This window comes from Aliiroseovarius halocynthiae (assembly GCF_007004645.1).
Classification (GTDB): domain Bacteria; phylum Pseudomonadota; class Alphaproteobacteria; order Rhodobacterales; family Rhodobacteraceae; genus Aliiroseovarius; species Aliiroseovarius halocynthiae.
This window is the reverse complement of sequence record NZ_ML660027.1, coordinates 14,177-39,507: the sequence shown is the minus strand read 5'-3', so window position 1 is coordinate 39,507 and position 25,331 is coordinate 14,177. Positions and strand designations below refer to the sequence as shown.

General features: G+C 57.1%; 27 protein-coding genes, 1 tRNA gene and 2 riboswitches. Of the genes, 19 read left to right on the top strand and 9 right to left on the bottom strand.

Translation table 11 applies throughout. The features are described 5' to 3' along the window. The first annotated feature begins 173 nt into the window (after positions 1-173). The 13 genes from FIL88_RS15410 (at position 174) to FIL88_RS15350 (ending at position 13,671) form a co-directional block, all read left to right on the top strand. The gene (locus tag FIL88_RS15410; RefSeq protein ID WP_185960980.1) at positions 174-632 is read left to right on the top strand and encodes a MarR family winged helix-turn-helix transcriptional regulator; all 459 of its coding nucleotides are present in this window, start codon (positions 174-176) and stop codon (positions 630-632) included. A 9-nt stretch (positions 633-641) separates the two neighbouring features. Then, positions 642-1,709, top strand: a complete 1,068-nt coding sequence (locus FIL88_RS15405) for an efflux RND transporter periplasmic adaptor subunit (RefSeq protein ID WP_246066747.1) — start codon at positions 642-644, stop codon at positions 1,707-1,709. Positions 1,710-1,720: 11 nt separating this feature from the next. Beyond that, positions 1,721-4,765: an efflux RND transporter permease subunit gene (locus tag FIL88_RS15400; RefSeq protein WP_142854840.1), complete on the top strand. Its 3,045-nt coding sequence runs from the start codon at positions 1,721-1,723 to the stop codon at positions 4,763-4,765. A 104-nt stretch (positions 4,766-4,869) separates the two neighbouring features. Further along, positions 4,870-5,083: riboswitch (cobalamin riboswitch) on the top strand. An 88-nt stretch (positions 5,084-5,171) separates the two neighbouring features. After that, on the top strand, positions 5,172-5,891 hold the full coding sequence (locus FIL88_RS15395) for a (2Fe-2S) ferredoxin domain-containing protein (protein ID WP_142854773.1): 720 nt from the start codon (positions 5,172-5,174) through the stop codon (positions 5,889-5,891). Beyond that, complete coding sequence (locus FIL88_RS15390) at positions 5,878-6,810, top strand: ABC transporter substrate-binding protein (RefSeq protein WP_142854772.1); 933 nt, start codon at positions 5,878-5,880, stop codon at positions 6,808-6,810. Before FIL88_RS15395 ends, FIL88_RS15390 begins: the two co-directional genes overlap by 14 nt. Further along, positions 6,811-7,818, top strand: coding sequence for a FecCD family ABC transporter permease (locus tag FIL88_RS15385; protein WP_142854771.1), 1,008 nt, complete (start codon positions 6,811-6,813; stop codon positions 7,816-7,818). Then, positions 7,808-8,572 (top strand): ABC transporter ATP-binding protein, encoded by a 765-nt coding sequence (locus FIL88_RS15380; RefSeq protein WP_246066746.1) that lies wholly within the window; start codon positions 7,808-7,810, stop codon positions 8,570-8,572. The genes FIL88_RS15385 and FIL88_RS15380 overlap by 11 nt, the downstream gene beginning before the upstream one ends. Positions 8,573-8,651: 79 nt before the next feature. After that, positions 8,652-8,844: riboswitch (cobalamin riboswitch) on the top strand. A gap of 83 nt (positions 8,845-8,927) precedes the next feature. Beyond that, positions 8,928-9,149, top strand: coding sequence for a glutaredoxin-like protein NrdH (gene nrdH / locus FIL88_RS15375; protein ID WP_142854770.1), 222 nt, complete (start codon positions 8,928-8,930; stop codon positions 9,147-9,149). 15 nt (positions 9,150-9,164) lie between these two features. Further along, entirely contained in the window at positions 9,165-9,578 is a 414-nt protein-coding gene (nrdI, locus tag FIL88_RS15370; protein ID WP_142854838.1) for a class Ib ribonucleoside-diphosphate reductase assembly flavoprotein NrdI, read from the top strand. After that, on the top strand, positions 9,560-11,683 hold the full coding sequence (gene nrdE, locus FIL88_RS15365) for a class 1b ribonucleoside-diphosphate reductase subunit alpha (protein WP_142854769.1): 2,124 nt from the start codon (positions 9,560-9,562) through the stop codon (positions 11,681-11,683). Before nrdI ends, nrdE begins: the two co-directional genes overlap by 19 nt. Positions 11,684-11,697: 14 nt before the next feature. After that, complete coding sequence (gene nrdF, locus FIL88_RS15360) at positions 11,698-12,669, top strand: class 1b ribonucleoside-diphosphate reductase subunit beta (protein ID WP_142854768.1); 972 nt, start codon at positions 11,698-11,700, stop codon at positions 12,667-12,669. Between the two features lie 149 nt (positions 12,670-12,818). Continuing rightward, positions 12,819-12,892, top strand: a tRNA-Gly gene (locus tag FIL88_RS15355). 92 nt (positions 12,893-12,984) lie between these two features. Further along, positions 12,985-13,671 carry a D-lyxose/D-mannose family sugar isomerase gene (locus FIL88_RS15350; protein WP_142854767.1) on the top strand — a complete coding sequence of 229 codons (687 nt, stop codon included), beginning with the start codon at positions 12,985-12,987 and terminating at the stop codon, positions 13,669-13,671. Between the two features lie 15 nt (positions 13,672-13,686). Here FIL88_RS15350 and FIL88_RS15345 read toward each other — a convergent pair whose 3' ends face one another. The 5 genes from FIL88_RS15345 to FIL88_RS15325 all read right to left on the bottom strand — a co-directional run bounded on the left by FIL88_RS15345 (position 13,687) and on the right by FIL88_RS15325 (position 16,833). Then, positions 13,687-13,878: a Trm112 family protein gene (locus FIL88_RS15345; protein ID WP_142854766.1), complete on the bottom strand. Its 192-nt coding sequence runs from the start codon at positions 13,876-13,878 to the stop codon at positions 13,687-13,689. Next, positions 13,875-14,519 (bottom strand): LON peptidase substrate-binding domain-containing protein, encoded by a 645-nt coding sequence (locus FIL88_RS15340; protein WP_142854765.1) that lies wholly within the window; start codon positions 14,517-14,519, stop codon positions 13,875-13,877. The genes FIL88_RS15345 and FIL88_RS15340 overlap by 4 nt, the downstream gene beginning before the upstream one ends. 27 nt (positions 14,520-14,546) lie before the next feature. Continuing rightward, a complete protein-coding gene (gene trxA / locus FIL88_RS15335) occupies positions 14,547-15,449 on the bottom strand; it encodes a thioredoxin (RefSeq protein ID WP_142854764.1) in 903 nt (300 codons plus the stop codon). A gap of 130 nt (positions 15,450-15,579) precedes the next feature. Further along, positions 15,580-16,368, bottom strand: coding sequence for an exodeoxyribonuclease III (locus FIL88_RS15330; protein WP_142854763.1), 789 nt, complete (start codon positions 16,366-16,368; stop codon positions 15,580-15,582). Between the two features lie 87 nt (positions 16,369-16,455). After that, positions 16,456-16,833: a VOC family protein gene (locus tag FIL88_RS15325; protein ID WP_142854762.1), complete on the bottom strand. Its 378-nt coding sequence runs from the start codon at positions 16,831-16,833 to the stop codon at positions 16,456-16,458. A gap of 85 nt (positions 16,834-16,918) precedes the next feature. Here FIL88_RS15325 and soxR point away from each other — a divergent pair, with 85 nt between their 5' ends. The 3 genes from soxR (at position 16,919) to FIL88_RS15310 (ending at position 18,849) form a co-directional block, all read left to right on the top strand. Then, a complete protein-coding gene (gene soxR / locus FIL88_RS15320) occupies positions 16,919-17,383 on the top strand; it encodes a redox-sensitive transcriptional activator SoxR (RefSeq protein WP_142854761.1) in 465 nt (154 codons plus the stop codon). A 150-nt stretch (positions 17,384-17,533) separates the two neighbouring features. Next, positions 17,534-18,238 (top strand): hypothetical protein, encoded by a 705-nt coding sequence (locus tag FIL88_RS15315; RefSeq protein ID WP_185960979.1) that lies wholly within the window; start codon positions 17,534-17,536, stop codon positions 18,236-18,238. A 119-nt stretch (positions 18,239-18,357) separates the two neighbouring features. Beyond that, positions 18,358-18,849: a hypothetical protein gene (locus FIL88_RS15310; RefSeq protein ID WP_142854759.1), complete on the top strand. Its 492-nt coding sequence runs from the start codon at positions 18,358-18,360 to the stop codon at positions 18,847-18,849. 80 nt (positions 18,850-18,929) lie between these two features. On the opposite strand, the gene FIL88_RS15305 is transcribed toward FIL88_RS15310, so the two are convergent. Both FIL88_RS15305 and FIL88_RS15300 read right to left on the bottom strand, forming a co-directional pair. Beyond that, entirely contained in the window at positions 18,930-20,120 is a 1,191-nt protein-coding gene (locus tag FIL88_RS15305) for an MFS transporter (RefSeq protein ID WP_142854758.1), read from the bottom strand. A gap of 285 nt (positions 20,121-20,405) precedes the next feature. Next, positions 20,406-21,092, bottom strand: coding sequence for a response regulator transcription factor (locus tag FIL88_RS15300; protein WP_142854757.1), 687 nt, complete (start codon positions 21,090-21,092; stop codon positions 20,406-20,408). A gap of 151 nt (positions 21,093-21,243) precedes the next feature. On the opposite strand from FIL88_RS15300, the gene ribA reads away from it, so the two are divergent. Further along, positions 21,244-22,323, top strand: coding sequence for a GTP cyclohydrolase II (ribA, locus tag FIL88_RS15295; RefSeq protein WP_142854756.1), 1,080 nt, complete (start codon positions 21,244-21,246; stop codon positions 22,321-22,323). 17 nt (positions 22,324-22,340) lie between these two features. Beyond that, positions 22,341-22,829 carry a L,D-transpeptidase family protein gene (locus tag FIL88_RS15290; RefSeq protein ID WP_142854837.1) on the top strand — a complete coding sequence of 163 codons (489 nt, stop codon included), beginning with the start codon at positions 22,341-22,343 and terminating at the stop codon, positions 22,827-22,829. A gap of 3 nt (positions 22,830-22,832) precedes the next feature. On the opposite strand, the gene FIL88_RS15285 is transcribed toward FIL88_RS15290, so the two are convergent. Beyond that, entirely contained in the window at positions 22,833-23,486 is a 654-nt protein-coding gene (locus tag FIL88_RS15285) for a YggS family pyridoxal phosphate-dependent enzyme (protein WP_142854755.1), read from the bottom strand. A 92-nt stretch (positions 23,487-23,578) separates the two neighbouring features. Continuing rightward, the gene (locus FIL88_RS15280; protein WP_185960977.1) at positions 23,579-24,460 is read right to left on the bottom strand and encodes a porin; all 882 of its coding nucleotides are present in this window, start codon (positions 24,458-24,460) and stop codon (positions 23,579-23,581) included. A gap of 295 nt (positions 24,461-24,755) precedes the next feature. Here FIL88_RS15280 and FIL88_RS15275 point away from each other — a divergent pair, with 295 nt between their 5' ends. Continuing rightward, complete coding sequence (locus FIL88_RS15275) at positions 24,756-25,286, top strand: DUF3576 domain-containing protein (RefSeq protein ID WP_142854753.1); 531 nt, start codon at positions 24,756-24,758, stop codon at positions 25,284-25,286. Positions 25,287-25,331: the final 45 nt, after the last annotated feature.

Below are 25,331 nucleotides of genomic sequence, written 5' to 3'. Positions count from 1 at the left end.
TTTTAATCCCACAGTTGAATTGAACCGCACTTAAGCGCCGATTGGTATTCTTTTCTTGCCCCATGGCTGCTTGACGTTACGTCCGAATCCCATCCTCTCTTGCTTACTTTAACATCTGGACATTTCACTTTCTGAACTATATGCGCTTACTCACACAAAAAGGAATCTACGCCATGAATGCTCATTCTGATCTCAATACGGATGACGTGGAGCCGGAACTGCATGCTCTGATGGGTGTCTTTTCACTGTACACCTATATCGACACCAACATGCGTCAGCAGGGTGTCGACTGCGATGGCCCCGGTGTTGAACGCAAGGTGCTGGTTAAGCTGGACCGTCCGAAAAGGATCGGCACACTGGCCCGCGACATCAGCGCGCTACCCTCGACCATGACGACCGTTGCGGATCAGATGGAAGAGCGCGGCCTGATCGAACGCGTCCGCGACCCGAAAGACCGCCGTGCGTGGCTGCTGTGCCTGACCGAAAAAGGTCACGAACAACGACGCGAGATTGTTGGCCTTGCAGACACCCTTTTGCATGAGACATTGGGACTTTCGGAAGACGAAGTTAAAGCCTTCGCCAAGGTCTCGTTGAAAATACACATGAAAATCCAAGAACTGAATAACGGTTAAGTGATGCATATGACCCGTCTTACCAAACCCATCGTTGCCGCCACATTGGCAACCGCATTGACCTTTGGCGCAGCCATCGCCCAAGACAGCACTGCCCAAGCTGACGGGCTGAAACCCGTCAAACTGATGACCATCTCGGAAAACCAACAAGCGTTTTCGCGCACCTTCTATGGCAAGGTTGTTGCCCGTCAGTCCATTGACCTAGCCTTTCAGGTTGGTGGACAGATCGTCGAATTCCCAATCATCGAAGGCGAGATCCTGCCCGAAGGCAGCCTGATCGCACAGCTGGATCAGGAACCCCTGTCTTTGGCACTGGAACAGGCGACTGTGCAGAAGGATCAGGCAGATCGGACGCTGGAACGTCTGACGAAACTGCGTGGCAATACTGTCAGTCAGGTGACGATCGACGATGCTGAAACGCAGGCCAATCTGGCGGACATTGCCTTCCGCCAAGCCCAGAAGAATTTCAACAACGCCACGCTTTACGCCCCATTTGATGCCTTGGTGGCGGCCCGCAACGTCGGCAACTTCAACACTATCGGCGCTGGCACCCCCATCGCCCGCCTGCATGACATGAGCGAAATTCGCATCGAAATCGACGTCCCCGAGATTCTGTTCCAAACCGCCGGTGAAGAAGAAAGTATCGAAATCAACGCCCATTTCGCAGGGCACCCGGAAATCTATCCGCTGGAGATCCGCGAGTATAACGCCGAAGCCGCTGCTGCCGGCCAAACCTATCGTCTGACGTTGGGGATGGCGCCGGTGGATACTTTGCGCGTTTTGCCGGGATCGTCCGTAGATGTGCGCATCAGCGCGACCACGGACGCCTCGGAAATCAAACTGCCCGCGACGGCCATCGCGATGGATCCGCAGGGCAACACGCAGGTCATGCGTTTTGTTGACGGCGTGGATGGCACAGGCACCATTGCCGCAACGCCCGTGCAGGTTTCCACTGCGCCGGACGGCAGCTTCATCGTGACCTCGGGCCTGTCCGATGGGGACGTGATCGTCGCCGCTGGCGCATCCTCGGTTGAGGATGGCGAAGCTGTGCGCGTCTTCAACGGCTTTGCGAACTGAGGTCCACCATGCTGAATATCGCCCGCGCCTCGATCGAGAAGCCACTTTATACATGGCTGATCATCCTAACCATGCTGTTTGGCGGCACTTATGGCTTCTTTAATCTGGGCCGTCTGGAAGACCCCGCCTTTACCATCAAACAGGCCGTTGTGGTCACACAATACCCCGGCGCAAGTGCCGAACAGGTTGCGACCGAAGTGTCCGAACCCCTGGAAAGCGCGCTTCAGAAGATGGAAGAGGTCGACAAGATCACATCGACCAACCGCCCCGGTGAAAGCCGAATTGATATCGAGATCAAGTCGACCTATCCGGCCGAAACACTGCCCGACATCTGGACGCGCTTGCGTGCCAAGATCCGCGACACGTCGCGCAGCTTGCCGTCTGGCGCAATGGCCCCGTTTGTGAATGACAGTTTCGGGGATGTATTCGGCCTGTATTACGCAGTCACCAGCCCCGGCTTTACCGACGCCGAGCGGCATGAGCTGGCCACCTTCCTGCGCCGCGAGCTTCTGGTCGTGGATGGTGTGGCCGATGTCGATCTGGCCGGCCTGCCCGACGAAGTGATCTATATCGAGCCCAACATGACGCTGGCCGTAAATCAGGGCATCCCACCCAACGCGATTGCCGGTGCGGTTTCGACCTCGAACTCGGTCGCGGCGGCTGGTGGGCTGGACAGCGACGCGGGCCGCACCATGTTCCGTGCGCCGGAAGGGTCCGAGACGATCTCGGATATCGCGTCGCTGAATGTGGGCGTGAATGGCGTTCTGGTGAACATCGCAGATATTGCATCGGTCACCCGCGAGCGCATAGCAAATCCAACCCAGATTATCCGTTTCAATGGGGAAGAGGCCTTTACCATCGCCATTGCGGGTCTTGAAAGCGAAGACATTGTTGAAGTCGGCCACCGCGTCGACGCCCGCCTTGCCCAGCTTGGCGAAGACATCCCACATGGGATCGATCTGCACCCCATCTATCAACAGCACTTGGTGGTCGAGCAAAGCGCGAACGATTTCCTTGTGAACCTTGCCATGTCGGTGGGGATCGTAATCGTTGTTCTGGGCGCTTTCATGGGGTGGCGCGCTGCCGTCGTGATCGGCACGACCCTGCTGCTGACCGTGGTGGGCACAATCCTGTTCATGTGGCTCTTCTCGATCGAGATGGAGCGCATTTCGCTGGGCGCTCTGATCATCGCGATGGGGATGCTGGTGGACAACGCCATTGTTGTGGCCGAAGGGATGCAGATCTCGATGCTGCGTGGGCGCAACTCGCGTCAGGCGGCTGATGATGCCGCCAAGAAAACGCAGATCCCACTTTTGGGGGCAACTGTGATCGGCATCATGGCCTTTGCTGGCATTGGCCTGTCACCCGATTCCACCGGCGAATTCCTGTTCTCGCTCTTCGCCGTCATCGGCATTTCGCTGATGCTGTCATGGGTGCTGGCGCTGACGGTGACCCCGCTGTTGGGTCACTATCTGTTCAAGCACGATACCCAGAACGCCGAAGATGCCTATAACGGTCCGTTCTTCCGTCTGTACAAGCGCACGCTGGATCTTGCGCTGTCGGCCCGCTGGCTTGTGATTGCCGCACTCGTGGCCATTACGGTGGTGTGTTTTGCGGGCTTTGGTCAAGTGAAACAGCAGTTCTTCCCGAATTCGAACACGCCATTATTCTTTGTCTATTACAAGCTTCCTCAGGGCAGTTCGATCCATCAGGTGTCGGATGATCTGGCCCAGATGGAAGCGTGGCTGCTTGAGCAGGAAAAAGTCGTGTCGATCGCGTCCTACGCCGGGCGCGGAGCCTCGCGTTTCATGCTGACCTATGACGGTGGCAAGGATAACCAAAGCTATGGTCACCTGATCATCCGAACCGAAGTTCTGGACGACATCCCGGACCTGCACGCACGGCTTGAGCATTTCGGTAATGAGACCTTCCCTCACGCCGAATTCCGCGTGCAGCGTCTGGTCTTCGGACCCGGCGGCGGGGATCCCATCCAGGCGCGTTTTTCGGGCAATGACCCCAAGGTCCTGCGCGAACTTGCCACGCAAGCCACGCAGATCATGCGCGAAAACTCGGACAGTCTGCTGAACCTGCGCACCGACTGGCGCGAGCAAGAACTGGTGATCGAACCCGTCTATGCCACCGAACGCGCACAGACCGCCGGCGTAAACCGCGAGGACATCGCGTCCACCCTTCAGTTTGCCACTGACGGTCAACGTGCAGGGATCTATCGCGAGCGGGATCGCCAAATCCCGATCATCATGCGTAAACCACAAGACGAGCCGTTCAATATTTATGATCAACTGGTCTATTCCCCTGTAGCCCAAAGCCACCTGCCGATCGAACAGGTGACGGACGGGTTCAAGGTGCGTGCAGAAAACACCCTTGTGCACCGCCGCAACCGCGTTCCCACGATCTCGGTCGGGGCGGATGTGGTGCCGGATGTGACCCCCGCACAGGCGCATTCCGAAATCCGCGCCGCGGTCGAGGCGATGCCGCTGCCCGACGGCTACAAACTGGAATGGGGGGGCGAATTTGAAAACGCCCGCGAAGCGCAGGCCAGCCTTGGTGCGCAATTGCCGCTGAGCGCACTGATTATGGTCATGATCTCGATCCTGCTGTTCAACGCGATCCGCCAGCCGATCATCATCTGGCTTTTGGTGCCGATGTCGGTGAACGGCGTTGTTGTTGGGCTTCTGGGCACCGGCCTGCCCTTTAGCTTCACGGCACTTCTGGGTCTACTCAGCCTGTCAGGAATGCTGATCAAAAACGGCATCGTTCTGGTCGAGGAAATCGACCTTGTCCGCGCCGAAGGCAAAGCCTTGCGCCCCGCGATCATCGAGGCTTCAGCCTCAAGGGTCCGCCCCGTGGTCTTGGCGGCTGTGACAACCATCCTTGGCATGGCACCACTGCTTGGCGACGCGTTCTTCGTGTCGATGTCGGTCACGATCATGGGCGGGTTGGCATTTGCATCAATCCTGACCTTGGTTGCCGCGCCGGTGTTCTATTACGTGTTCTTCAAGCGCGACGAAAACCGCGAAGCCAGTCTTGCAACTTGAACAGCCCAACTTGCAGGCGCAGAAAAAAGGGCGGCCCTCGGGGCGCCCTTTATCTTTGGCGTAGCACAGGCCACACGAAGGTGATTGACAGTTCAGCAAACGAACGGTTACTTGTCCGCGATGGTTTCCGTTGCGCCAAAGGCCGTGCGGAATGAAAAGGGAACACGGTGAGGAAGAGCCAATAGGCGCCAATTCCGTGACTGCCCCCGCAACTGTAAGCGGAGAGCAAGGCTGAATATACCACTGGGAATTCCCCGGGAAGGTCAGCCAAGCCAAGACCCGCGAAGTCAGGAGACCTGCCATCTTTGACGTGTAACCAACCGGGCGGAGGGCCCGTGGAGGATAAGATGACAGATTTCCGTGGGATGTCCCGCCGTGCCTGCCTGCCTCCATCAAAGAGGCAGCGATGGACGCGTATCTTTATCTGATTTCAGCCAGCTATGTCAGCCAGGCCAAGTTTCGTGATCTGGCTGAGACGTTGATCCGTGCAGCGCCCTGCACTGCTGACGCCGTGCGACTAGAGGCGTCAGGCGACGGGATGTGGCACGCATTGGACGCGTTGACCGCGCAGGGTGCCACACGCATTGAACTGCGCCCCATCGGCCTGCCCTTTTCCCAAAGCCTTCAAAAATGGCTGCCCAGTGCCGCCGGAAGCTGGCTGGATCGACAGGGCCCAAGCGCACCCAACCTGTTTATGGCAGCCGCACTCCAAGCGGACACCCGCGTAGTACATTCTGCCGCCCGTGCGCGCGTTGCCCTGACACGCATTCGCCCCCAAACGAACGGAGAGCGTGGCAAAGGCTGGGATACACCGCCCGCCTTTCGTCACCATCTTCTGGTCTGCACCGGGCCACGTTGCCACCTGAAAGACGCCCCGTCACTTGTCGAGGCAATGAAGGCCGAACTCGGCCGCGCGCGGGTACGCTCACACTGTCTGGTGACCACCACTGGCTGCCTGTTTCCCTGCAATGCAGGCCCCGTGATCGTCCACTATCCGCATGGCAACTGGTATCGCGTGGCCGATCTGAACGACATTCGCACATTCGTCGCGCAGGCCCTGCGCGCGAACACCATCCCCAAACACCTTCTTATTCATCAAACAGAGGACCACCATGAACCTGCTTAAAGCACTCATCCCGCTGGCGCTCAGCACATCCGCGGCCATGGCCGATGCCGTTACCGTTTCCAACTGCGGCACGGATCACAGCTATGACACGGTACCGACACGCGCGATCACCCTGAACCAGCAAGCCACCGAAGTGATGCTGGCGCTGGGTCTGGAAGGATCGATGGTGGGCACGGCCTATCTGGACGACGCGATCCCCACACAGTGGAAAGACGCCTATGACAGCGTCCCCGTTCTGGCCGAAAAATATCCCGCTGCCGAAGTGGTTTTGGCTGAAGAGCCCGACTTCCTGTTCGCAGGTTTCGGCTCGGCCTTCTCGGAAGACAATATGGGCGCAGCACAGAAATGGCATGATCTGGGTGTCGGCACCTATTTGGTCGATGCATCCTGCAAGACCTACCACCCGAAAAACGTTCCGCTGACCATCGAGCCGATCCTGAAAGACATCGAGGTCATCGGCGACATCTTCCACGTGGAAGACCGCGCTGACACTTTGATCGCCGAAACCAAGGCCCGTATCGACGCCGTCGGCAACAACCCGGCGGGCGCTGGTCGCTCGGCGTTCATCTATGACAGCGGCACCGACACGCCCTATTCGATCGGTTGCTGTGGTGGCCCCGCTTTGGTCGCCAAAACCGCCGGCCTGAACAGCATCAGCGCTGATGTCGAAGGCACGTGGGTTGATCTGGCCTGGGAAAAGGTCGTCGCCACTGATCCCCAGGTCATCGTGCTGATCGAAGCCGATTGGTCCACCGCCGCCGAGAAGCGCGAATATATGGAGCAAGACCCGGTTCTGTCCGAACTGACCGCAGTGAAAGAGGGCAAGTTCGTCATCGTGCCATTCTCGGAAACCCTGCTGGGAATGCGCTTCGCTGACGGCGTCGAGACCGTGAACGCTCAACTGGCCGCGATGAAGTAAATGGCAATCCGGTTCCCGATCCTTTTCCCCGCAGCGCTTCTGGCGTTGGTTCTGGTGGCTTTAGCCGGTGTCCTATGGGGCACGGCTGAAATCAGCTGGGCTGACCGCGCCGCCATTCTAATGCGCGAAGATGATGTCCCGCGCGGGCTGTCTTTGATCATCTGGCAATGGCGGATTCCGCGTGTGCTGGCGGTTGGGGTGATCGGGGCCGGGTTGGCCTTGGCGGGGGCGTTGATGCAAACGGCCCTGCGCAACCCGATGGCGGACCCTTACCTGATGGGTCTGTCCTCGGGCGCGTCCGCCGCAGCGGTGGGTGCCATCATCTGGCTGCCCAGCTGGATCACTGACAGTTTCGGTGTGCCTGCAATTGCTTTTATGGGCGCGGCGCTGGCTTTTGTCATGACGCTGGGCCTATCCAGTCGGCGCGGCGAACCCCTGGACCCGTTGGTCGTCATTCTGGCGGGCGTCGCGGTGTCGCTGATGTTTCAATCCCTGACCGCATTTTTCCTGTATCTGGGCGATCCCCAAGCCGTGCGCAGCGCGCTTGGCTGGCTGATGGGAACCGCCGCCAATACCGAGTGGCACGAACTGCCGCTGATTACACTCGCGTTGCTTCTGATCGCGGGCTGGGCCCTGCTGAACGCCAACGCTCTGGACGCGACCCTGCTGGGGGAAGAGCGTGCGCAAGCCCTTGGCGTACATACAGGACGGCTGCGCATGTGGATCTTTCTGGCCACCGTCACACTGACCGGTCTGGCCGTGTCAGTTGCCGGAATCGTCGGCTTTATCGGCCTGATCATCCCGCACATGGCCCGTCTTTTGACCGGCGCGCGCCATCGGGTCTTGCTGCCCCTTACACTTGTGCTGGGCGCTTTGGTCCTGATTGCCGTCGATCTTCTGTGCCGCACTTTACTGGCCCCCGAAGAACTGCCATTGGGGGTACTGCTGGCGCTGTTCGCCGCGCCGCCCTTCATCATGATTTTACGAGGTCTGCGCCGTGCTTCATGAAGCCGTCGAAACTGAAATCGCCCTTCGGATCCAAGACCTGTCGGTCAATATCGGGAAGACGCCCTATGTGCAGGGCGCGTCCCTCAGCGTGCCAACGGGCCAGATCCACGGGCTGCTCGGCCCGAACGGCGCCGGGAAAACCACGCTTCTGCGCACGCTATATCACGCCGCAACCGCCAGCACTGGCACCATCCACGCCTTTGACCGCGCGATCACCGATTACAGCCCCTATGAATGGGCTAAGCGCGTAGGGGCCTTAGTGCAAAGTTCGGGCCTGCTGGCTGGGCTGACACCACAAGATATTGTCGAGATCGGTCTGTCCATTCTGGAACTTGATAAATCCGAGCTGATCGACCGCCGTGACGATGCCCTTGCCTTGGCCGGGCTGACCGACAAAGCCACACAACCCGCCAGCAATTTATCGGGCGGAGAACTGCAACGCTGCTATTTTGCACAGCTTCTGGCCTGCGACCCCGAAATCTATATCTTGGACGAGCCCACAAACCATCTGGACCTTCACTATCAATTGGTCCTATTGGACGAGGTGAAACGCCGCGGACGCACCGTTTTGATGACACTTCATGACCTGTCCTTGGCGATGCGCTATTGCAACACCGTCTATCTGATGTCGCAAGGTCAGATCGTGGGTCGCGGCGCTCCGCAACATGTGCTGACGCGCGAAATATTGATGCAATACTATCAAGTGGATGGCCAATTTCACGGCGCCGCTTTGACCCTGCAAGGGCCGGTATAACCCTTCGCGAAGCACCAGTTGTCCAAAAGAAATCCCTGTCAAGCGATATCTATATATTGACAGTTTGACCCCCAAAACCCCAATATGCTGTTGCTTCGGTTCTTTCGATTCCTGTTGAAAGCTAAGAGGGAAGTTGGTGGAATTCCAGCACTGCCCCCGCAACTGTAAGCGGTAAGCACGGCTGATTACGCCACTGGGGGGATTACACTCCGGGAAGGCCAGCCAAGCAATGGCCGCAAAGTCAGGAGACCTGCCGCAAGCGTGTAAAGTTACCACGAACGGAGGGTTTGGAGGCAGATTTGCGGGAATTTCCCAGCGCTGCGTCCGCGACCCTGACAACAAGGACCGAGGACTGATGAGCATCATCGTATATTCCAAACCCGCTTGCGTACAATGTACCGCGACCACCCGTGCCCTGGATGCAAAAGGTGTGGATTATAACGTGGTCGACCTGACGCAAGATGACGCGGCAATGGCCCGTGTGACGGATCTGGGGTATCGCCAAGCACCCGTCGTTGTGGCCGGTGCTGACCATTGGTCGGGTTTCCGTCCCGACATGATCGCCCAACTGGCTTAAGCTGTGGGCGCAGAACTGGCGCTGATTTATTACTCGTCTAAATCGGGGAATACCGAACGGTTTGTAACGCGGTTGGGGTGGCCTGCCGCAAGGATTCCGATTGACGCCGACGCGCCTTTGCCCGATCAGGGGGACCCGTTTGTACTGATCTGTCCGACCTATGCCGATGGCGAAGGGCGTGGTGCAGTACCAAAACAGGTCATCCGTTTTCTAAACGACCCTGCCCGCCGCGAAAAACTGGTGGGTGTGATCGGAACGGGCAACAGAAACTTCGGTGCGACCTACGCCATGTCGGGTCGCATCATCGCCGATAAATGCAAGGTACCGCTACTTTGTTCATTCGAGCTGGCCGGCACCGACACTGACATCGCCCGCATCCGCGAGGGCCTGACTAAACTGGGGAAAACACTATGCTCGACAGCGACCTGAACACGCTGGATTACCACGCATTGAACGCCATGCTGAACCTGTATGATGGGGATGGCAATATCCGCTTCGACGCCGACCGCATGGCCGCACGACAGTATTTCCTGCAGCACGTGAACCAGAACACTGTGTTCTTCCATTCGCTGGACGAGAAACTGGGCTATCTGGTCGAGGAAGGCTATTACGAAGCTGCCGTTCTGGATCAGTATTCCAAGAACTTCATGCGCAAGATCTGGGACGAAGCCTTTGCCAAGAAATTCCGCTTCCCCACCTTCCTTGGCGCCTTCAAATATTACACATCCTACACGCTGAAAACCCGCGACGGGCAGCGTTTCCTTGAACGCTATGAGGACCGCGTGGTGATGACCGCGCTGGCATTGGCGCAAGGCGACGAAGATCAGGCCATGGCCTATATGGAAGAGATCCTGTCGGGCCGTTTCCAACCCGCTACGCCGACCTTCCTGAACGCAGGCAAAGCGTCGCGCGGCGAGCTGATCTCGTGCTTCCTTTTGCGTCTGGAAGACAACATGGAAAGCATCGGACGCGGTATCAACTCGGCGCTGCAACTGTCCAAGCGTGGCGGCGGTGTGGCCCTGCTGCTGACCAACATCCGTGAACATGGCGCACCGATCAAAGGCATCGAGAACCAGTCATCCGGCGTGATCCCGGTGATGAAGCTTCTGGAAGACAGCTTTTCCTATGCGAACCAGTTGGGTGCCCGTCAGGGTGCCGGGGCCGTGTACCTGAACGCACACCACCCCGACATCATGCGTTTCCTCGACACCAAGCGCGAGAACGCGGACGAGAAGATCCGCATCAAAACGCTGTCGCTGGGCGTGGTGATCCCAGACATCACCTTTGAACTGGCGAAGAAAAACGCCGACATGTACCTGTTCTCGCCGCATGACGTCGAGAAAGTCTATGGCGTGCCCTTCTCGGAAATCTCAGTCACCGAGAAATATGACGAGATGGTCGAAGACAAACGTATCCGCAAGACCAAGGTCAACGCGCGCAGCTTCTTCCAGACCATCGCCGAGATCCAGTTTGAATCGGGCTATCCCTATGTGATGTTCGAAGACACGGTGAACCGGATGAACCCGATCGACGGGCGCATCAACATGTCGAACCTGTGCTCGGAAATCCTGCAGGTAAACGAGGCGTCGAAATTCAATGACGACCTCAGCTATGACCACCTTGGCACTGATATTTCCTGCAACCTTGGCTCGCTGAACATCGCGAAAACCATGGACGGCAAGGATCTGGGCCAAACGGTTGGCACCGCCATTCGCGCGCTAACCGCAGTGTCGGAAATGTCGGCGATTGACTCGGTGCCTTCTGTGCGTCGCGGCAATGATGAAAGCCACGCGATCGGTCTTGGTCAGATGAACCTGCACGGCTTCCTTGCCCGTGAACATATCCACTATGGCAGCCCGGAAGGTGTTGAATTCACGTCCGTTTACTTCGCAGCCGTGGCGTTCCATGCCATCCGTACCTCATGCGATCTGGCGCGCGAGCGTGGCGAAAGCTTCAATGGATTCGAGCGCTCGGACTACGCATCGGGCACGTTCTTTGACAAATACACTGACCGCGATTGGCAGCCAGAAAGCGAACGTGTGACGGCTTTGTTTGACGGCATCACCCTGCCCACCCGCGACGATTGGGCAGCGCTGAAGGCTGATGTCATGAAATACGGCCTTTATAACCGTAACCTGCAAGCGGTGCCGCCGACCGGCTCGATCAGTTATATCAACAACTCGACCAGCTCGATCCACCCGATTGTTTCGAAAATCGAGATCCGCAAGGAAGGCAAAATTGGCCGAGTCTATTACCCCGCCGCCTTCATGGATAATGACAATCTGGAATACTATCGCGACGCCTATGAAATCGGGCCCGAGGCGCTGATCGACACCTACGCCGCCGCAACCGAACACGTGGACCAAGGCCTGTCGCTGACGCTGTTCTTCCCGGCCGAAGCCACAACCCGCGACATCAACAAAGCCCAGATCTATGCCTGGAAAAAGGGCATTAAAACAATCTATTACGTGCGCCTGCGCCAAGATGCCCTTGAGGGCACCGAGGTTCAGGGCTGCGTATCCTGCACGCTGTGATCAGAGAGAAGACCATGAAAGATATGCCTCAAACCAAGATCCCGCGCGCGATCAACTGGAACCGCCTGGACGATGACAAAGACCTCGAGGTCTGGAACCGTCTGACCGTGAATTTCTGGCTGCCGGAAAAGGTTCCGCTGTCCAACGACATTCCCAGCTGGGCGACCCTGACGGATCACGAGAAAGAGCTGACCATCCGTGTTTTCACCGGTTTGACGCTGCTGGACACGATCCAGAACACCGTCGGCGCGCCGTCACTGATGCCCGATGCGGTGACGCCGCACGAAGAGGCCGTGTTGACCAACATCGCCTTTATGGAAGCGGTCCACGCACGCAGCTATTCATCGATCTTCTCGACCCTGTGTTCGACCAAGGAAATCGACGAGGCCTTCCGTTGGTCCGACGAAAATCCACATCTGCAAGCCAAGGCGAAAGCCATTCTGGATACATACGCGCCGGGCAATGACCCGCTGAAGCGCAAGATTGCATCGGTGTTTCTGGAAAGCTTCCTGTTCTACTCAGGCTTCTATCTGCCCATGTACTGGTCAAGCCGCGCCAAGCTGACCAACACCGCCGACCTGATCCGCCTGATCATCCGCGACGAGGCCGTGCATGGCTATTACATCGGCTACAAGTTCCAGCTCGGATACGAACAGCTGGATGAAGCGCGCCAGCAGGAACTGAAAGACTATGCCTTCAACCTGATGTTCGAGCTTTACGGCATCGAAAACCAGTATACCGAGGAACTGTACGACCAGATCGGCCTGACCGAGGACGTCAAAGTCTTCCTGCACTACAACGCCAACAAAGCCCTGCAAAATCTGGGGTTCGAAGCGCTGTTCCCGCCGGAAGTGTCCGAGGTGAACCCGGCAATCCTTGCCGCCCTCAGCCCCGACAGCGAAAACCACGACTTCTTCTCGGGCTCGGGATCATCCTATGTGATCGGCAAAGCAGTCGCGACGGAAGACGAAGACTGGGATTTTTGATCCAGCGACACACCGCAGAAGGAGGCACGATATTGCCTCCTTTTTCATGTCTAGCCGGTGGATCAGGACTGCGCGCAACAAAGCGCCCTGCAATTTATGATCGACACTTGACGCTCAGAAACCGATCCCATATGTCGGGACCACACGGCGCGGGCGTTGTGTAGTGGTAAGACCTTAGCCTTCCAAGCTAATGACGCGGGTTCGATTCCCGCCGCCCGCTCCAAACCTTCCAGACATCGCATTACTTACACCCTGACGGGGCTGGCATTTCCTTTCGTGATCCTTATGGTTAGCGCAAACATGAAGGGGTAGCCCATGAAACGTTCGCGCATCAACACCATCATGGCTCAGGCCGACGACCTGATCCGTCAGCACGGCTTCACCTTGCCGCCTTTTGCCTATTGGACGCCTGACGAATTCCGTGCCCGTAAAGACGATGCACGCCACCTGATTGATGCGCGCTGCGGCTGGGACATCACTGACTATGGTGATGGGCGGTTTGACGACATGGGCCTGTTTCTGTTCACCCTGCGCAACGGGCGTCTGGATGATCTGCAACGCGGGACGGGCATGTGCTATGCCGAGAAGCTGCTGATTTCACGGCAAGATCAGCTTAGCCCGATGCATACCCATGTGATCAAGGCCGAGGACATCATCAACCGGGGCGGCGCAACGCTGGCGGTCGAGCTGTTCGGCTCGGATGACGATGGGAACTTCGCGCCTGATCGCGGCGGCGTTGTGCAATGCGATGGCGTTTCACGCAGCTTTGCCCCCGGCGAGAAATTGCGCCTACAACCTGGCGAAAGCGTCACCCTGTTGCCGGGCGACTGGCACGCTTTCTGGGGCGACGGCGGGGATGTCCTGATTGGCGAAGTCTCGACCGTCAATGACGACGAAACCGACAATGTCTTCCGCGAACCGATTGGTCGTTTCGCCGAGATCGAGGAAGACGAAGCCCCAACCCATCTACTGGTCAGTGACTATGCGACGTGGATGGAGTAACGCGCAAACCTGACGTCAGTCTTCAATCTTGCGCGCTTCATCCACCAGCATCACAGGAATGCCGTCCCGGATTGGAAAGGCCAGATTGGCCGCCTTTGATAGCAGCTCTTGCTTGTCCGCGTCATAGGTCAGCTGCGTCTGCGTAACCGGGCACACCAAAGCCTCGATCATGCGACGATCAAACTTGGTCTCGGATGGGGTGGTCATTGAACTTTCTCCTCGCCCGCGCCTGTGCGCAGCGCAAATTCCATAAGAGTTACAAGGGTTTCGCGTCTCGTGGGCAGTGACGGGGCCTCTAGCAAGGCCTGTTTGTCTTCTGGAGCAAAGGGGCACAGCATGGACAAGGCGTTGATCATCAACTCGTCTTCGGCCGCCTCAAGGCTTTCCCAATCGGTCTGCAACTCCTGAAGGTTGAAATAGCGCGTGAGTAGCGCCAGAAATGCCTCGCGGTTCAGGCCTGTGTCATGCTCCGGTTTGCCAAGGTCACGGTCGAAACTCTCCCACCCCATCTGCGCTTTCAGATAGGGCATGAACCCACTTTCCACTTGCCCCAGACGAAACCGCGACACCCCGGTCAGCGTGACCATATAGCGCCCGTCTTCGGTTTCGGTGAAGGATGTGATCCGACCCGCACAGCCGATGCTGTGCAGCCGCGTTTCCTCGCCGCACTCCTCACCAATGGGTTGGATCATCCCAATCAGCCGCTCGGGCGTTTTCAGCACGTCATCGACCATCGCAAGATAGCGCGGCTCGAACACATGAAGCGGAAGCCGGCCACGCGGCAAAAGTAGCGCGCCCGGCAGTGGGAAGATCGGAAGGGTATCTGGAAGGTCAGCTGATGAGATCATGACACCAGTCTAGCGCGACTTACCCATTCACACAAAGATCATCGACGACAGCTTGCGACGGCCCGTCAAAGCGATCGGATCCTTGGCGTCCAAAGCGTCAAAAAGAGTGAACAACTGCTGCTTTGCCGCTGCATCATTCCAGTCTCTATCCCTGCGGAAAAGCTCTAACAGTTCGTCCACAGCGCCCTGCACATCTCCGTCTGCATTCATCGCAACGGCAAGATCGAAACGCGACTGGTGGTCGTCGGGGTTGGCGTCAACTGCGGCGCGCAGTTCGGCCAATGGTCCGGCACTTTCAGCCTGACGTGCAAGCTCGATTTGGGCACGTACGGCTTCGATTTCGGGCGCATCCGAGATCTCGGCCGGGGCGCCATTCAGGGTCGCTTCTGCATCATCCGCGTTATCAACGGCCAGATGCGTGCGGGCCAGACCAGCATAGGCTGCGACCGAGTTCGGGTCTTCTTCAAGGATCGCAGCATAGGTTTGGGCAGCATCCTGCACCTCGCCCGCTTCCAGCATCTCGTCAGCAGCGGCAATCGCATCCGCCAGACCACCGTCGCCGCCAAGCTCTGCAACACGGGCTACGAAAGCGTTGATTTCACTGGGCGGAACAGCGCCCTGGAAACCATCGACAGGCTGGCCCTGAAAGAACGCATAGACGGTTGGGATGGATTGCACGCGCATCTGGCCTGCGATCATCTGGTTTTCATCCACGTTCACCTTGGCCATGCGAACTTTGCCGCCTGCTTCGGTTACTGCGGCTTCCAAAGCTGGGCCAAGTGTCTTGCACGGGCCGCACCACGGCGCCCAGAAGTCGACGATCACAGGCACTTCTTGCGAGGCCTCGATCACGTCCTGCATGAAGGTTGCCTCCGAGACGTCTTTAATCAGCTCTGCAGCACCATCAGTCTGTCCAAGTTCGATTTCCATGTCAGCACGTCCTTAATCTCTGTGTTGCATCTTAAATGGAGCAACCCCGCCGCCCTTGCAAGACCACTGCTTTTTCTTGTCCAAAATATCCTGGGGTGAATGCGCATCGCGCAGAGGGGCAAAGCCCCTGCTACAGATCAAAGCTTGCGAAAACCGGCGCGTGATCGGACGGCTTTTCCCATCCACGCGCATCGCGCATCACGCGCGAGCCATGGCCCGCATTTGAAATATCGGACGTGGCCCAGACGTGATCCAGACGACGTCCTTTGTCGGCGGCGTTCCAGTCCTTGGCGCGATAAGACCACCAACTGTAAAGCTGTCCTTCGGGAATATCCTGCCGGGTAATGTCGACCCAACCAGCGGCATCCTGAACATCGCCCAGTGCCTCGACCTCGATTGGTGTGTGGCTGACGACTTTCAATAGCTGTTTATGAGACCAAACATCATCCTCGCGCGGGGCGATGTTAAGATCCCCAACAAGGATCGACTTCTGCGGCTTGGCTTTGCTGAAATGGTCGCGCATGCCGGCAAGGTAATCAAGCTTCTGGCCGAACTTCTCGTTCACCTCACGGTCGGCCACGTCGCCGCCCGCAGGAACATAGAAGTTATGCACCGTCACGCCGTTCTCAAGCTGTCCGGCGATATGACGCGCGTGACCCAAATCGGCGAAATCGAAGCTTTCGGTCTCGACCATCGGGATGCGCGATAGGATCGCAACGCCGTTATAGCCCTTCTGCCCCCGCGCAACCATGTGGGTGTATCCCAGCGCCTTGAAGCCTTCCATCGGAATCTTGTCGACCGGGCTTTTGCATTCCTGCAGGCACAGTACATCGGGTGCTTCCTCTTCCAGAAGCTTCAGCACAATCGGTTCACGCAGGCGAACCGAGTTGATGTTCCAAGTGGCAAGGGTGAAGCTCATGATATCCTCCGGTTTCGCACGCTTGCTGCGACCCTACACCGAGAAACATATAGTGAACAGGGGCGAGTTTCATCCCGCCCCATTTCATCAGGCATAAGACACGACTTCCCATTCCACGCCATCATGGTCGTCAAAATAGAAGCGTTTGCCCGGTTCATAGTCCCCGTGATTATGCGGCTTGAACCCGGCAGCTTTCGCGCGCGCTTCAACGGCGTCAATGTCATCGACAACAACACCAACATGGTTCAACCCGGCGCGGGTTGTATAGGAATGCAGGGGGTCTTTGATATCCATATTGGGCGTGTATAGAGCCACATAACTGCCCTCATCCCCTACATGGGCGGTATAGCCGCCTGACATCGCATCGCCTTCCCAGCGGATCTTCCAGTCGAACACCGCGCCCAACCATGCGGCCGTCGCCTTGGGGTCGCTTACGGTTACATTCACATGTTCTAGAATTGCCATTTTGGCCTCCTTGATCTTCGTTGCGACTCGGGTGATAATTCCTAAAGTTAACTTTAGCTCAAGATTTTTCTTTCGGAGATATCACATGGAGCGCAGGAACGAGATTTCGATTGGCACCTTGGCAGACCGCACCGGGCTGGCCGTGTCAGCAATCCGGTATTACGAGACCCAAGGACTGGTCGCGCCGGAACGAAATGCGGGCGGGCAAAGGCGGTTTTTACGATCCGACATCCGCCGGTTAAGCTTTGTCATGATCGCGCAGAAGTTCGGCTTCACGCTGGACCGCATCCGCGAGGTATTGGGGCGGCTCCCGCAAAGCCGCACACCTACCGCCAAGGACTGGACCGAGATCTCGCAAGACTTCCGTGCGGAACTTGATGAACAGATCGACGCCCTAACCCGCCTGCGCGACAAACTAGACGGCTGCATCGGCTGCGGCTGCCTGTCGCTGGACCGCTGCGCGCTGTACAATCCAGACGATGTGGCGGCGGATAAAGGAGCAGGTCCGCGGTATCTAATGGGGGACGAGGCTGTGAGACCGGAGGGATAAGCTCCACATCTTCTGGTTGTGAACGCCCAGCTTCTCCTCCGCTATCCCTTAAGCATTATTGGAGTTTATGTCTTGAGAAGTGTATGGCGACCGGAACGACGTAATCGGAACATCGGAACCAAACATTCCGGCTATTCGCAATCAAACGACATGCGGATCCCGGAAAGCTGGCATGACAAACATGGAAATGCATCCATCTACTATGAACGGCTTGCGGACCCCGCGATTGAACAGGTCACCATCGGGGAACATCAGTTGACAATTATGTACGAAACCCCGCATGAGGGATTTTCGTACGGGTGTTCGCCAGCCGACATACATAAAATGCTGTCACTTGCGGTCGACCACGTGCCTTGTCTGCCCGACATCATCGCCTTCCGGCAACCCACACGGAACCAGCAGCAACAACAGCCAGTCTGGGGGCGGTATGTATACCACGCCGAGTTCGGCGACCATAAGGGCAGCGCCATCATTGTGGAAGCGCAAGAGCTTAGTGCCAAACTGAAATGGTCCAAACGCATGTCACTTGCGGGTCGGGATGAGTTCAGCCGTCTGGTCCGCGATGGCCATGTCTTTACAGAAACCAAGCGATGTTTCGAAGCGACGCTTTCGGAAGACAGCATTCGTGGCACCATCTTATTCCGTACGATCCTGCACGAACTTGGGCACCTTGCTGACTACCATCAGAAGGTCGACGATGAAAAAACTGCACTTGCCTATGACTATGGCCTAGCCAGACAGCTTTACTTCGCGCGGCCTTCATCCGAACGCGAGGCATTTGCCCATAGGTTCGGCGAAGAGTTGCGGGATGCATTGGTCAAACAAGGCGAGGTCCCATTCGCACCACAGGAATAGAATGACCATCGTTTGGCACAAAAGCCTCGCAGGCTACCGACACCCTCTGTGCATTCGCTTTTTCATTCGCTAGCTTTGCTCCAAACAAAACCCCGACAGTAAAGTGGTTAACACCTGATATGAAATTTCTGTCCCGCCTCATTCGAAAGCCAACTTTGTTGAAGCTCGAACTGATACCGCATCACGGCATAGGCCCCATTCTGTTGGGTATGACGAGGCCCGCGATTACCGCAGCGATGAAGTCATGCGGATTTGACGTCACTTCGAGCGCACATGGCGGTCTTTACTTCCTTGAGAACTCGGTCATGGCCGAGTTTCAACCCGACGGAACAGCGTCCTTTATCGGTGTGGCACCACATCGAGATCTCGAACTAACGTTTCAAGGGGTCGATCTGTTCAAGAAGCACGCCGATGAGGTTTTCAAGCTGTTCGAAACGCACGAGGGTGAAACCGCCACCGATGTCGACCCGCACGAACACCTATTCCCGAAGCAGATTGTCACACTGTGGGATCCGGATACGCAGTACGATCTGAACGCGGAAACCATGCCTGTTTGGGGGCAAATCGGGATTGGAAACGCGCAGTATATGACAGATTGCGCGGCGTTATAGGATGGCGACTCATTCCGTTTCAAACAGGCAGGTCGAACAATGACCAAACACCAAATCAGCCATTATCTTGCACGCCTCGGTCAAACATCTCGGCGCCCAGCGGTTTCACGGACATGCGGCCCACGTTTCCGTCGACCGACCACCAGCACCATTATGGCAAGGACCGCTATGCCAGACGCCGCTCGGATTGCCGTTTGGAAATCATATATTTGGGCAGTGAAACCCACCAGTGGCCCTCCAAGCAAGCCGCTGACCATCAATGTGTTCCAATATATTGCCGTCGCCCGTGCCGGACGGTCTTCAGCGAACGACTGCAGATAGCTAATGCCCAGGCTCGCATATAGCCCATAGTACAGCCCTTCCAATGCAGCCCCGATCAGCATCTCGGGCATGGATTGCACCATAGCCAATACTTGGATCGTGGTTGCCGCCAGCAATGTAGTCACCAAAAGCGCGGGCCACATACCAAACTTCTTGATGATCATCGGGGTTGAAAATATCGCGATAACTTCGACAAATGTTTTAACGCTGAACGCCAATCCCGGTGCAAAGCCAGGCAAGCCAACCTCCTGCACGTAAAACAGAGGCAGCGATGAGAACGTGATCGCATGGGCCAGCGACAGACAGAACACAAAGGCAGCGGCCAGCCACAGGTCTATGTTCATGTTGCTTGCAGTGCCTGTATCGTCAGTGAGCTGTTGCACCTCAGCCGAGATGCTTCTGGGCAATACCCTCCACCACAGGACAACCCACAACACCGAAATTAACAATGCGGTGTTAAACACCACCCCTGTACCAAGGTGCTCGGCGATCAGAAAGGTCAGCGCGGGGCCGATCATCCACGCAGTCGAGGTGGTGGCACGCATGTGGGCATTGAAACTGCTGCGTTCTATATTAAGCTTCCGCGCCACCTCGCCACCAAGACTGAACATCGTCGAGGTTGCAGATGATCCTACGCCAAAGCCCGCGACCCCGAAGGAAAGCGCCACCCAGAGTGTCGGTGAAAGAGACAATGCTGCCACGGCAATCATGTACCCAAACGCGGCGACCCCGACCAAGGGAAAGGCGCGACTGCCACTGTCAATTTGCTTTGCGAACTGCCGATTCACCAAGACCGTTAGGCTTACGGCCATCAAAGAATAGCAGCTAAGAATCCAGGGCTTATGACCAAGGCTTTCAACCAAGAAGAAACCCATGAAGGGTACGATCATCGAGCTACAAAGCGTGCCAGCGAACAACAGGAGTAAGAATGGGAAGCGGTGCTCAAACATGGTCAAAACTCTCCGAGGGATGGCTCGGGAGCTTCCCCGTACCGGCCTGTGACTTCAACCAAATTTTGTAAGCGTTTTGTGACGATTCCCCAAAGCTGTTGACCAATTCGTCCGCACAAAAACCGGGCCCCGCGGGCCCGGCCAGTCTTACAGGGAGGAATGTGCCCTTGTACGTTTTGCGGATCAGATGTGATCAATAACGCTGTCTCTCGCTTCGCTCGAATGCGCAATTGATCGCTTAATCTAGTTGTCCGCAGAAACGCACCCCCTGGACACGAGGGATCTTTAGGCGTTCAGACGATAGCCACCGCTTTCTGTCACCAACAGCCGAGCGTTCGAGGGATCTGGCTCGATCTTTTGGCGCAGGCGATAGATGTGGGTTTCCAGCGTGTGGGTGGTGACGCCGGCGTTATAGCCCCAGACCTCGTGCAGCAGCACATCACGCGCCACGACGCCATCATTCGAGCGGTAAAGGAACTTCAGTATGTTCGTCTCTTTCTCGGTCAGGCGGACTTTGCGATCATCTTCGGTCACCAGCATCTTCACGGACGGCTTGAACGTATACGGCCCAAGCTGGAATACGGCGTCTTCGGATTGTTCGTGCTGGCGCAGCTGGGCGCGGATGCGGGCCAGAAGCACTGGGAACTTAAAGGGCTTCGACACATAATCATTGGCGCCCGCGTCCAGACCCAGAATGGTATCCGCGTCGGTGTCATGCCCCGTCAGCATCAAAATCGGGCATTTCACCCCCTGTTTGCGCATCACGCGGCACAGTTCGCGCCCGTCCGTGTCAGGCAGGCCCACGTCCAGGATCACAAGATCATAGAGCGCCTCTTTGGACTTAACGATCGCCTCGGCCCCGTTACCAGCTTCGAAAACGTCGAAATCCTCGGTCATCAAAAGCTGTTCGGCTAACGCGTCGCGCAGATCCTCGTCATCATCAACCAGCAAAATCTTCTTCAACGTGGACATGGCGCCCTCCTTTGTCGTGTTGCATTCAGATTTGTGGGTGCGCACGGAAATGACAAGATATGCAACAAAAGTCTCACGGCCTCGTGTCATTTGACCGGCAAATGTTTCATATCATGTCAATCCGTCCTATTTAGGGCACGAGAGGATCACGATGACACTTGCCCCAAATCAGACCGAACTGCTTGCCCGCGCCCGTGCCGATCTGCGGATGGGGGTGCCGGTCGTGCTGCGGCTGGACGGGCGGGATGTCATCGCCGCCGCCGCCGAGACCTTGTCTGGCGGGCGTTTGGGCAGCTTGCGCGATCTTGGGGATGCCGTGTTGGCGATCACGCCGCGCCGCGCCGAGACGCTGAAAGCGCGGGCTTATTCCGACCGGGTGGCGCGGATCGAGCTGCCTTCAGATGCAGATACACGCTGGATCGCGTCAGTCGCTGACCCCGCAGATGACCTGTCACACCCGATGAAAGGCCCTTTCCGCACCTGTCGTGGCGGGGATGACGCGCTTGAGGCACATGCGATTGCACTGTGCAAAACTGCCCAGCTTTTGCCCTCGGCTTTGGTGGTTGAAACGCAAGACGCCGATGCCTTGGCCCTGACGCATGGCCTGACGCAGGTGCATTTGAACCCAGAAACGCTCCGCGATTTGCATTTGGCGCCGGTGGTCCATGCACGCCTTCCTATGCAGGTGTCCGAGGCCGGTCGACTGCATATTTTCCGCCCCGAAGACGGCGGGGAAGAGCACTATGCCGTCGAGATCGGCCGTCCCGCGCGCGACAAACCCGTTCTGGCGCGACTGCATTCCGCCTGTTTTACAGGCGACGTATTGGGCAGCCTGAAATGCGATTGCGGTCCGCAGCTGAACGCGGCGCTGGCTGCGATGGGCGCGAATGGTGCGGGCGTACTGCTGTATCTGAACCAAGAGGGTCGCGGAATTGGGTTGGCCAACAAGATGCGCGCTTATTCACTGCAAGATCAAGGGTTTGACACGGTCGAGGCCAATCATCGCCTTGGCTTTGAAGATGATGAACGCGACTTCCGCATCGGGTCGGAAATTCTAAAATCCATGGGGTTTTCTCAGGTCAAACTGATGACCAACAACCCGCGCAAAGTGGCCATGATGGAAGATAACGGCGTCAAAGTGGCCGAACGCGTGCCGCTGAAAGTCGGGGAAGGCGCGCATAACGCGGCCTATCTGGCAACGAAAGCCGCGAAATCCGGGCACCTGCTGTGATCCCGCGCCGCCACGATATGGTCGTCACTCGCTGGGGTGCACGTTTCATGGGGCGACGGTTCCCCGTGGCTATTGGCCGGGGCGGCATGACGGATGACAAGCGCGAGGGCGACGGGGCGACCCCGCGTGGCATTTGGCACCTTGTGGGCGGGGCCTATCGCGCAGATCGTCTGTGTTTTCCTGCAAGCTCACTGAATCTGAACGCCATCGGTCCGATGGATATCTGGTCCGATGACCCCGATGATCCAGCCTATAATCATGGCACACGCGCGCAGAATTATGTCTACAGCCACGAAAAGATGCGCATGACTGCGCCGCTATACGACATCGTGCTGTTCAGCGACTGGAACTATCCAAACACAACAGCCGGCGAAGGGTCGGCAATTTTCGTGCATCAATGGCGCAAACCGCGCCACCCAACGGCTGGCTGCTTGGCGTTTGCCCCAAATGACCTGCGCTGGTTTCTGGAACGCTGGACCCCGCACAGCCGGATCATCGTTAAATAGCGATCAGCCGTAGTCTCGTTCGCCAAAAATCGCCGAGCCCACACGCACATAGGTCGCGCCCTGTGCAATCGCGCGCTCGAAATCACCGCTCATTCCCATCGAGAGACCATCGAATCCGTGCTGCTTTGCAAGCTTCGCAAGCAGCGCAAAATGAAGGCTGGGTTCTTCGCCTGAGGGCGGAATGCACATCAATCCCTCGACTGGCAGATTCAGCGCGCGACATAGAGCGACAAGGTCGTCCAACTCGTCAGAAAGCACGCCCGCTTTCTGGTCCTCTTCGCCCGTGTTCACCTGAATAAACAGGCGGGGACAGTGTCCTTCCTCCTCGGCAATACGCGCAATCGTGCGTGCCAGTTTTGGGCGATCGACCGAGTGGATCACATCAAAAAGCCCCATAGCCTGCCGGGTTTTGTTGGTTTGCAGCGGGCCAATCAGGTGCAGCTCAACACCATCAAACTGCGCTTTCAGATCAGGCCACTTTCCCGCAGCCTCTTGCACCTTGTTTTCACCAAAAACACGGTGCCCTTCTTGCAGCACGGCCACAACACGTTCTAGCGGCTGCACCTTGGATACAGCGATCAACTGCGCCGATCCGGGGGCGCGATCCATGCGCGCCTCTTCTTTGGCGATACGGTCTTGAATGTCTGAAAGTGGCATGGGTTATCCTGTGCATATCTCCGCACCAGATGTCCCAAAAGAAAAGAGCGGGCGCAAGGCCCGCTCTTCCCATTCCGAATAATCCGTTAGGATTAGAAGGACATTTTGATACCCAGATCGGCTTTGGTAACACCTTTGATCTCGCCAACGCCGGCTTGCAGCGAAGCACCGCCACCCAGATCATAGGCAACACCCAGACCGTAGGCTTCGGTTGCGAGCTCACCGGCTGCGAGGGCTTTATTGGTGTCCGAATAAGCCGCAGTTACGGTAACTGCGCCCATGGTGTAAGCGGCAGTGACACCGTAGTCATGGATCTTAGCACCGGAACCGGTTGTGCTCGAATACAGGCCAGCCAGCGCGATATCGCCAACATTTGCACCCAACTGAACGTGAACAGCATTTACACCAGCGGCTTTGCTGTAGCCCAGACCGGCCGAGTAGTCGCCCATGGTGTACTTACCACCAACTGCCCAGTCATTGTTGCCGCCTGCAACCATGTTGTACGACAGAGCAGCTTTGAAGTCACCAAAGGTACCTTCATACAGCATGTTGGCTTTCGAAGCGCCGCGCAGAGTTTCTGCGACGTTATCGGTGCCCAGACCGGTCAAACCGATATCCGACAGGCCAGTTACGGTTTGAGCAGCGTTGTCAACTTCACCAACCGAGAACTTACCGAAGCCACCTTCGACATAGACGATGGTCTTGTCGATGATTTCTTGATTTTCAGTGTTCTTGCTGCCATCAAAGCTGCTGCCAGCGGTGATGTCGAATTTAGCGCCGAACGACAGGCCGCCGTCGGTTTCACCAGTCATGGCAACCGACAGGGTGGTTTCAGCTACGGTGGACCATTGGTCAGCAGCGGATTTATCGTATTTGAAGCCCATTTTGGCTGCGCCGGAGAAGTCAACATCTGCTGCTGCTGCTACGCCTGCGGTTGCGACCAGAGCGGTCGAAGCGAAGAGAATCTTTTTCATTTCGTTTTCCCTCATATTTCAAGAGTTAGCCTCAATTCAGGGGAATCCGAATTGAGTATGCTTGGGTAATTCCACCTTTCCGGCCCGCATTGCAAGCTGACAGGAACGCTGAAAACCGATTGCGGGCTGCATTGGTGCTTCTATGCCACAGTTTCTTTCGCCCATCTGGCGAAAACCCGATTTATCAAGCGATTCTTCTATATATGGGCGTATTTTTGGCGTTGGGGAAAACGCTTGCCCGCCCGCAGGTGCTTATATACTAACAAGAGGAATTTTTAGCATATGGGGCTGTTTCATGAGCATCCTTAAGACTACTGCTTTTGGCCTTTCAGTGATTGCTGTGATTGGCCTTTCAGCTTGCGGCGGCAGCCGAGGATCGGTTGGGTCCGCCGGATCGGGCAACGTTTTCGGAGGCGGCTCGGGAAGCAAGCAACAGCAAGCACAGGGCACGCGCGACACGCCTCCTCCTGAGGAAAAGCGTGAAACCATCTGGGATCTGTTCAAAAACGTCGACGATCCCAACACCACGGTCGAAGTAAACCGTTATATCTGGAATGCATCGCTGGATGTGCTGAGCTTCCTGCCGGTTCAGGCCGCTGACCCGTTCTCGGGTATCATCGTGACCGGATATGGCCGTCCGCCCGGCGGCGGCGCTGCCTATAAGGCCACTATATATGTGCGTGACCCCGCATTGGACGCCCGTTCGCTGTCGGTTGCGCTTTATACAAGCGGTGGTCGCCCCGCCAGCGCCGAGGCTGTGCGCAAAGTCGAGGACGCGATTCTGACCCGCGCCCGCCAGCTACGTATTCGTGACGGCAAGCTCTAGACCCGGAACGACCAGACTTATAAGACATGCGCCGGGCCACTCGCC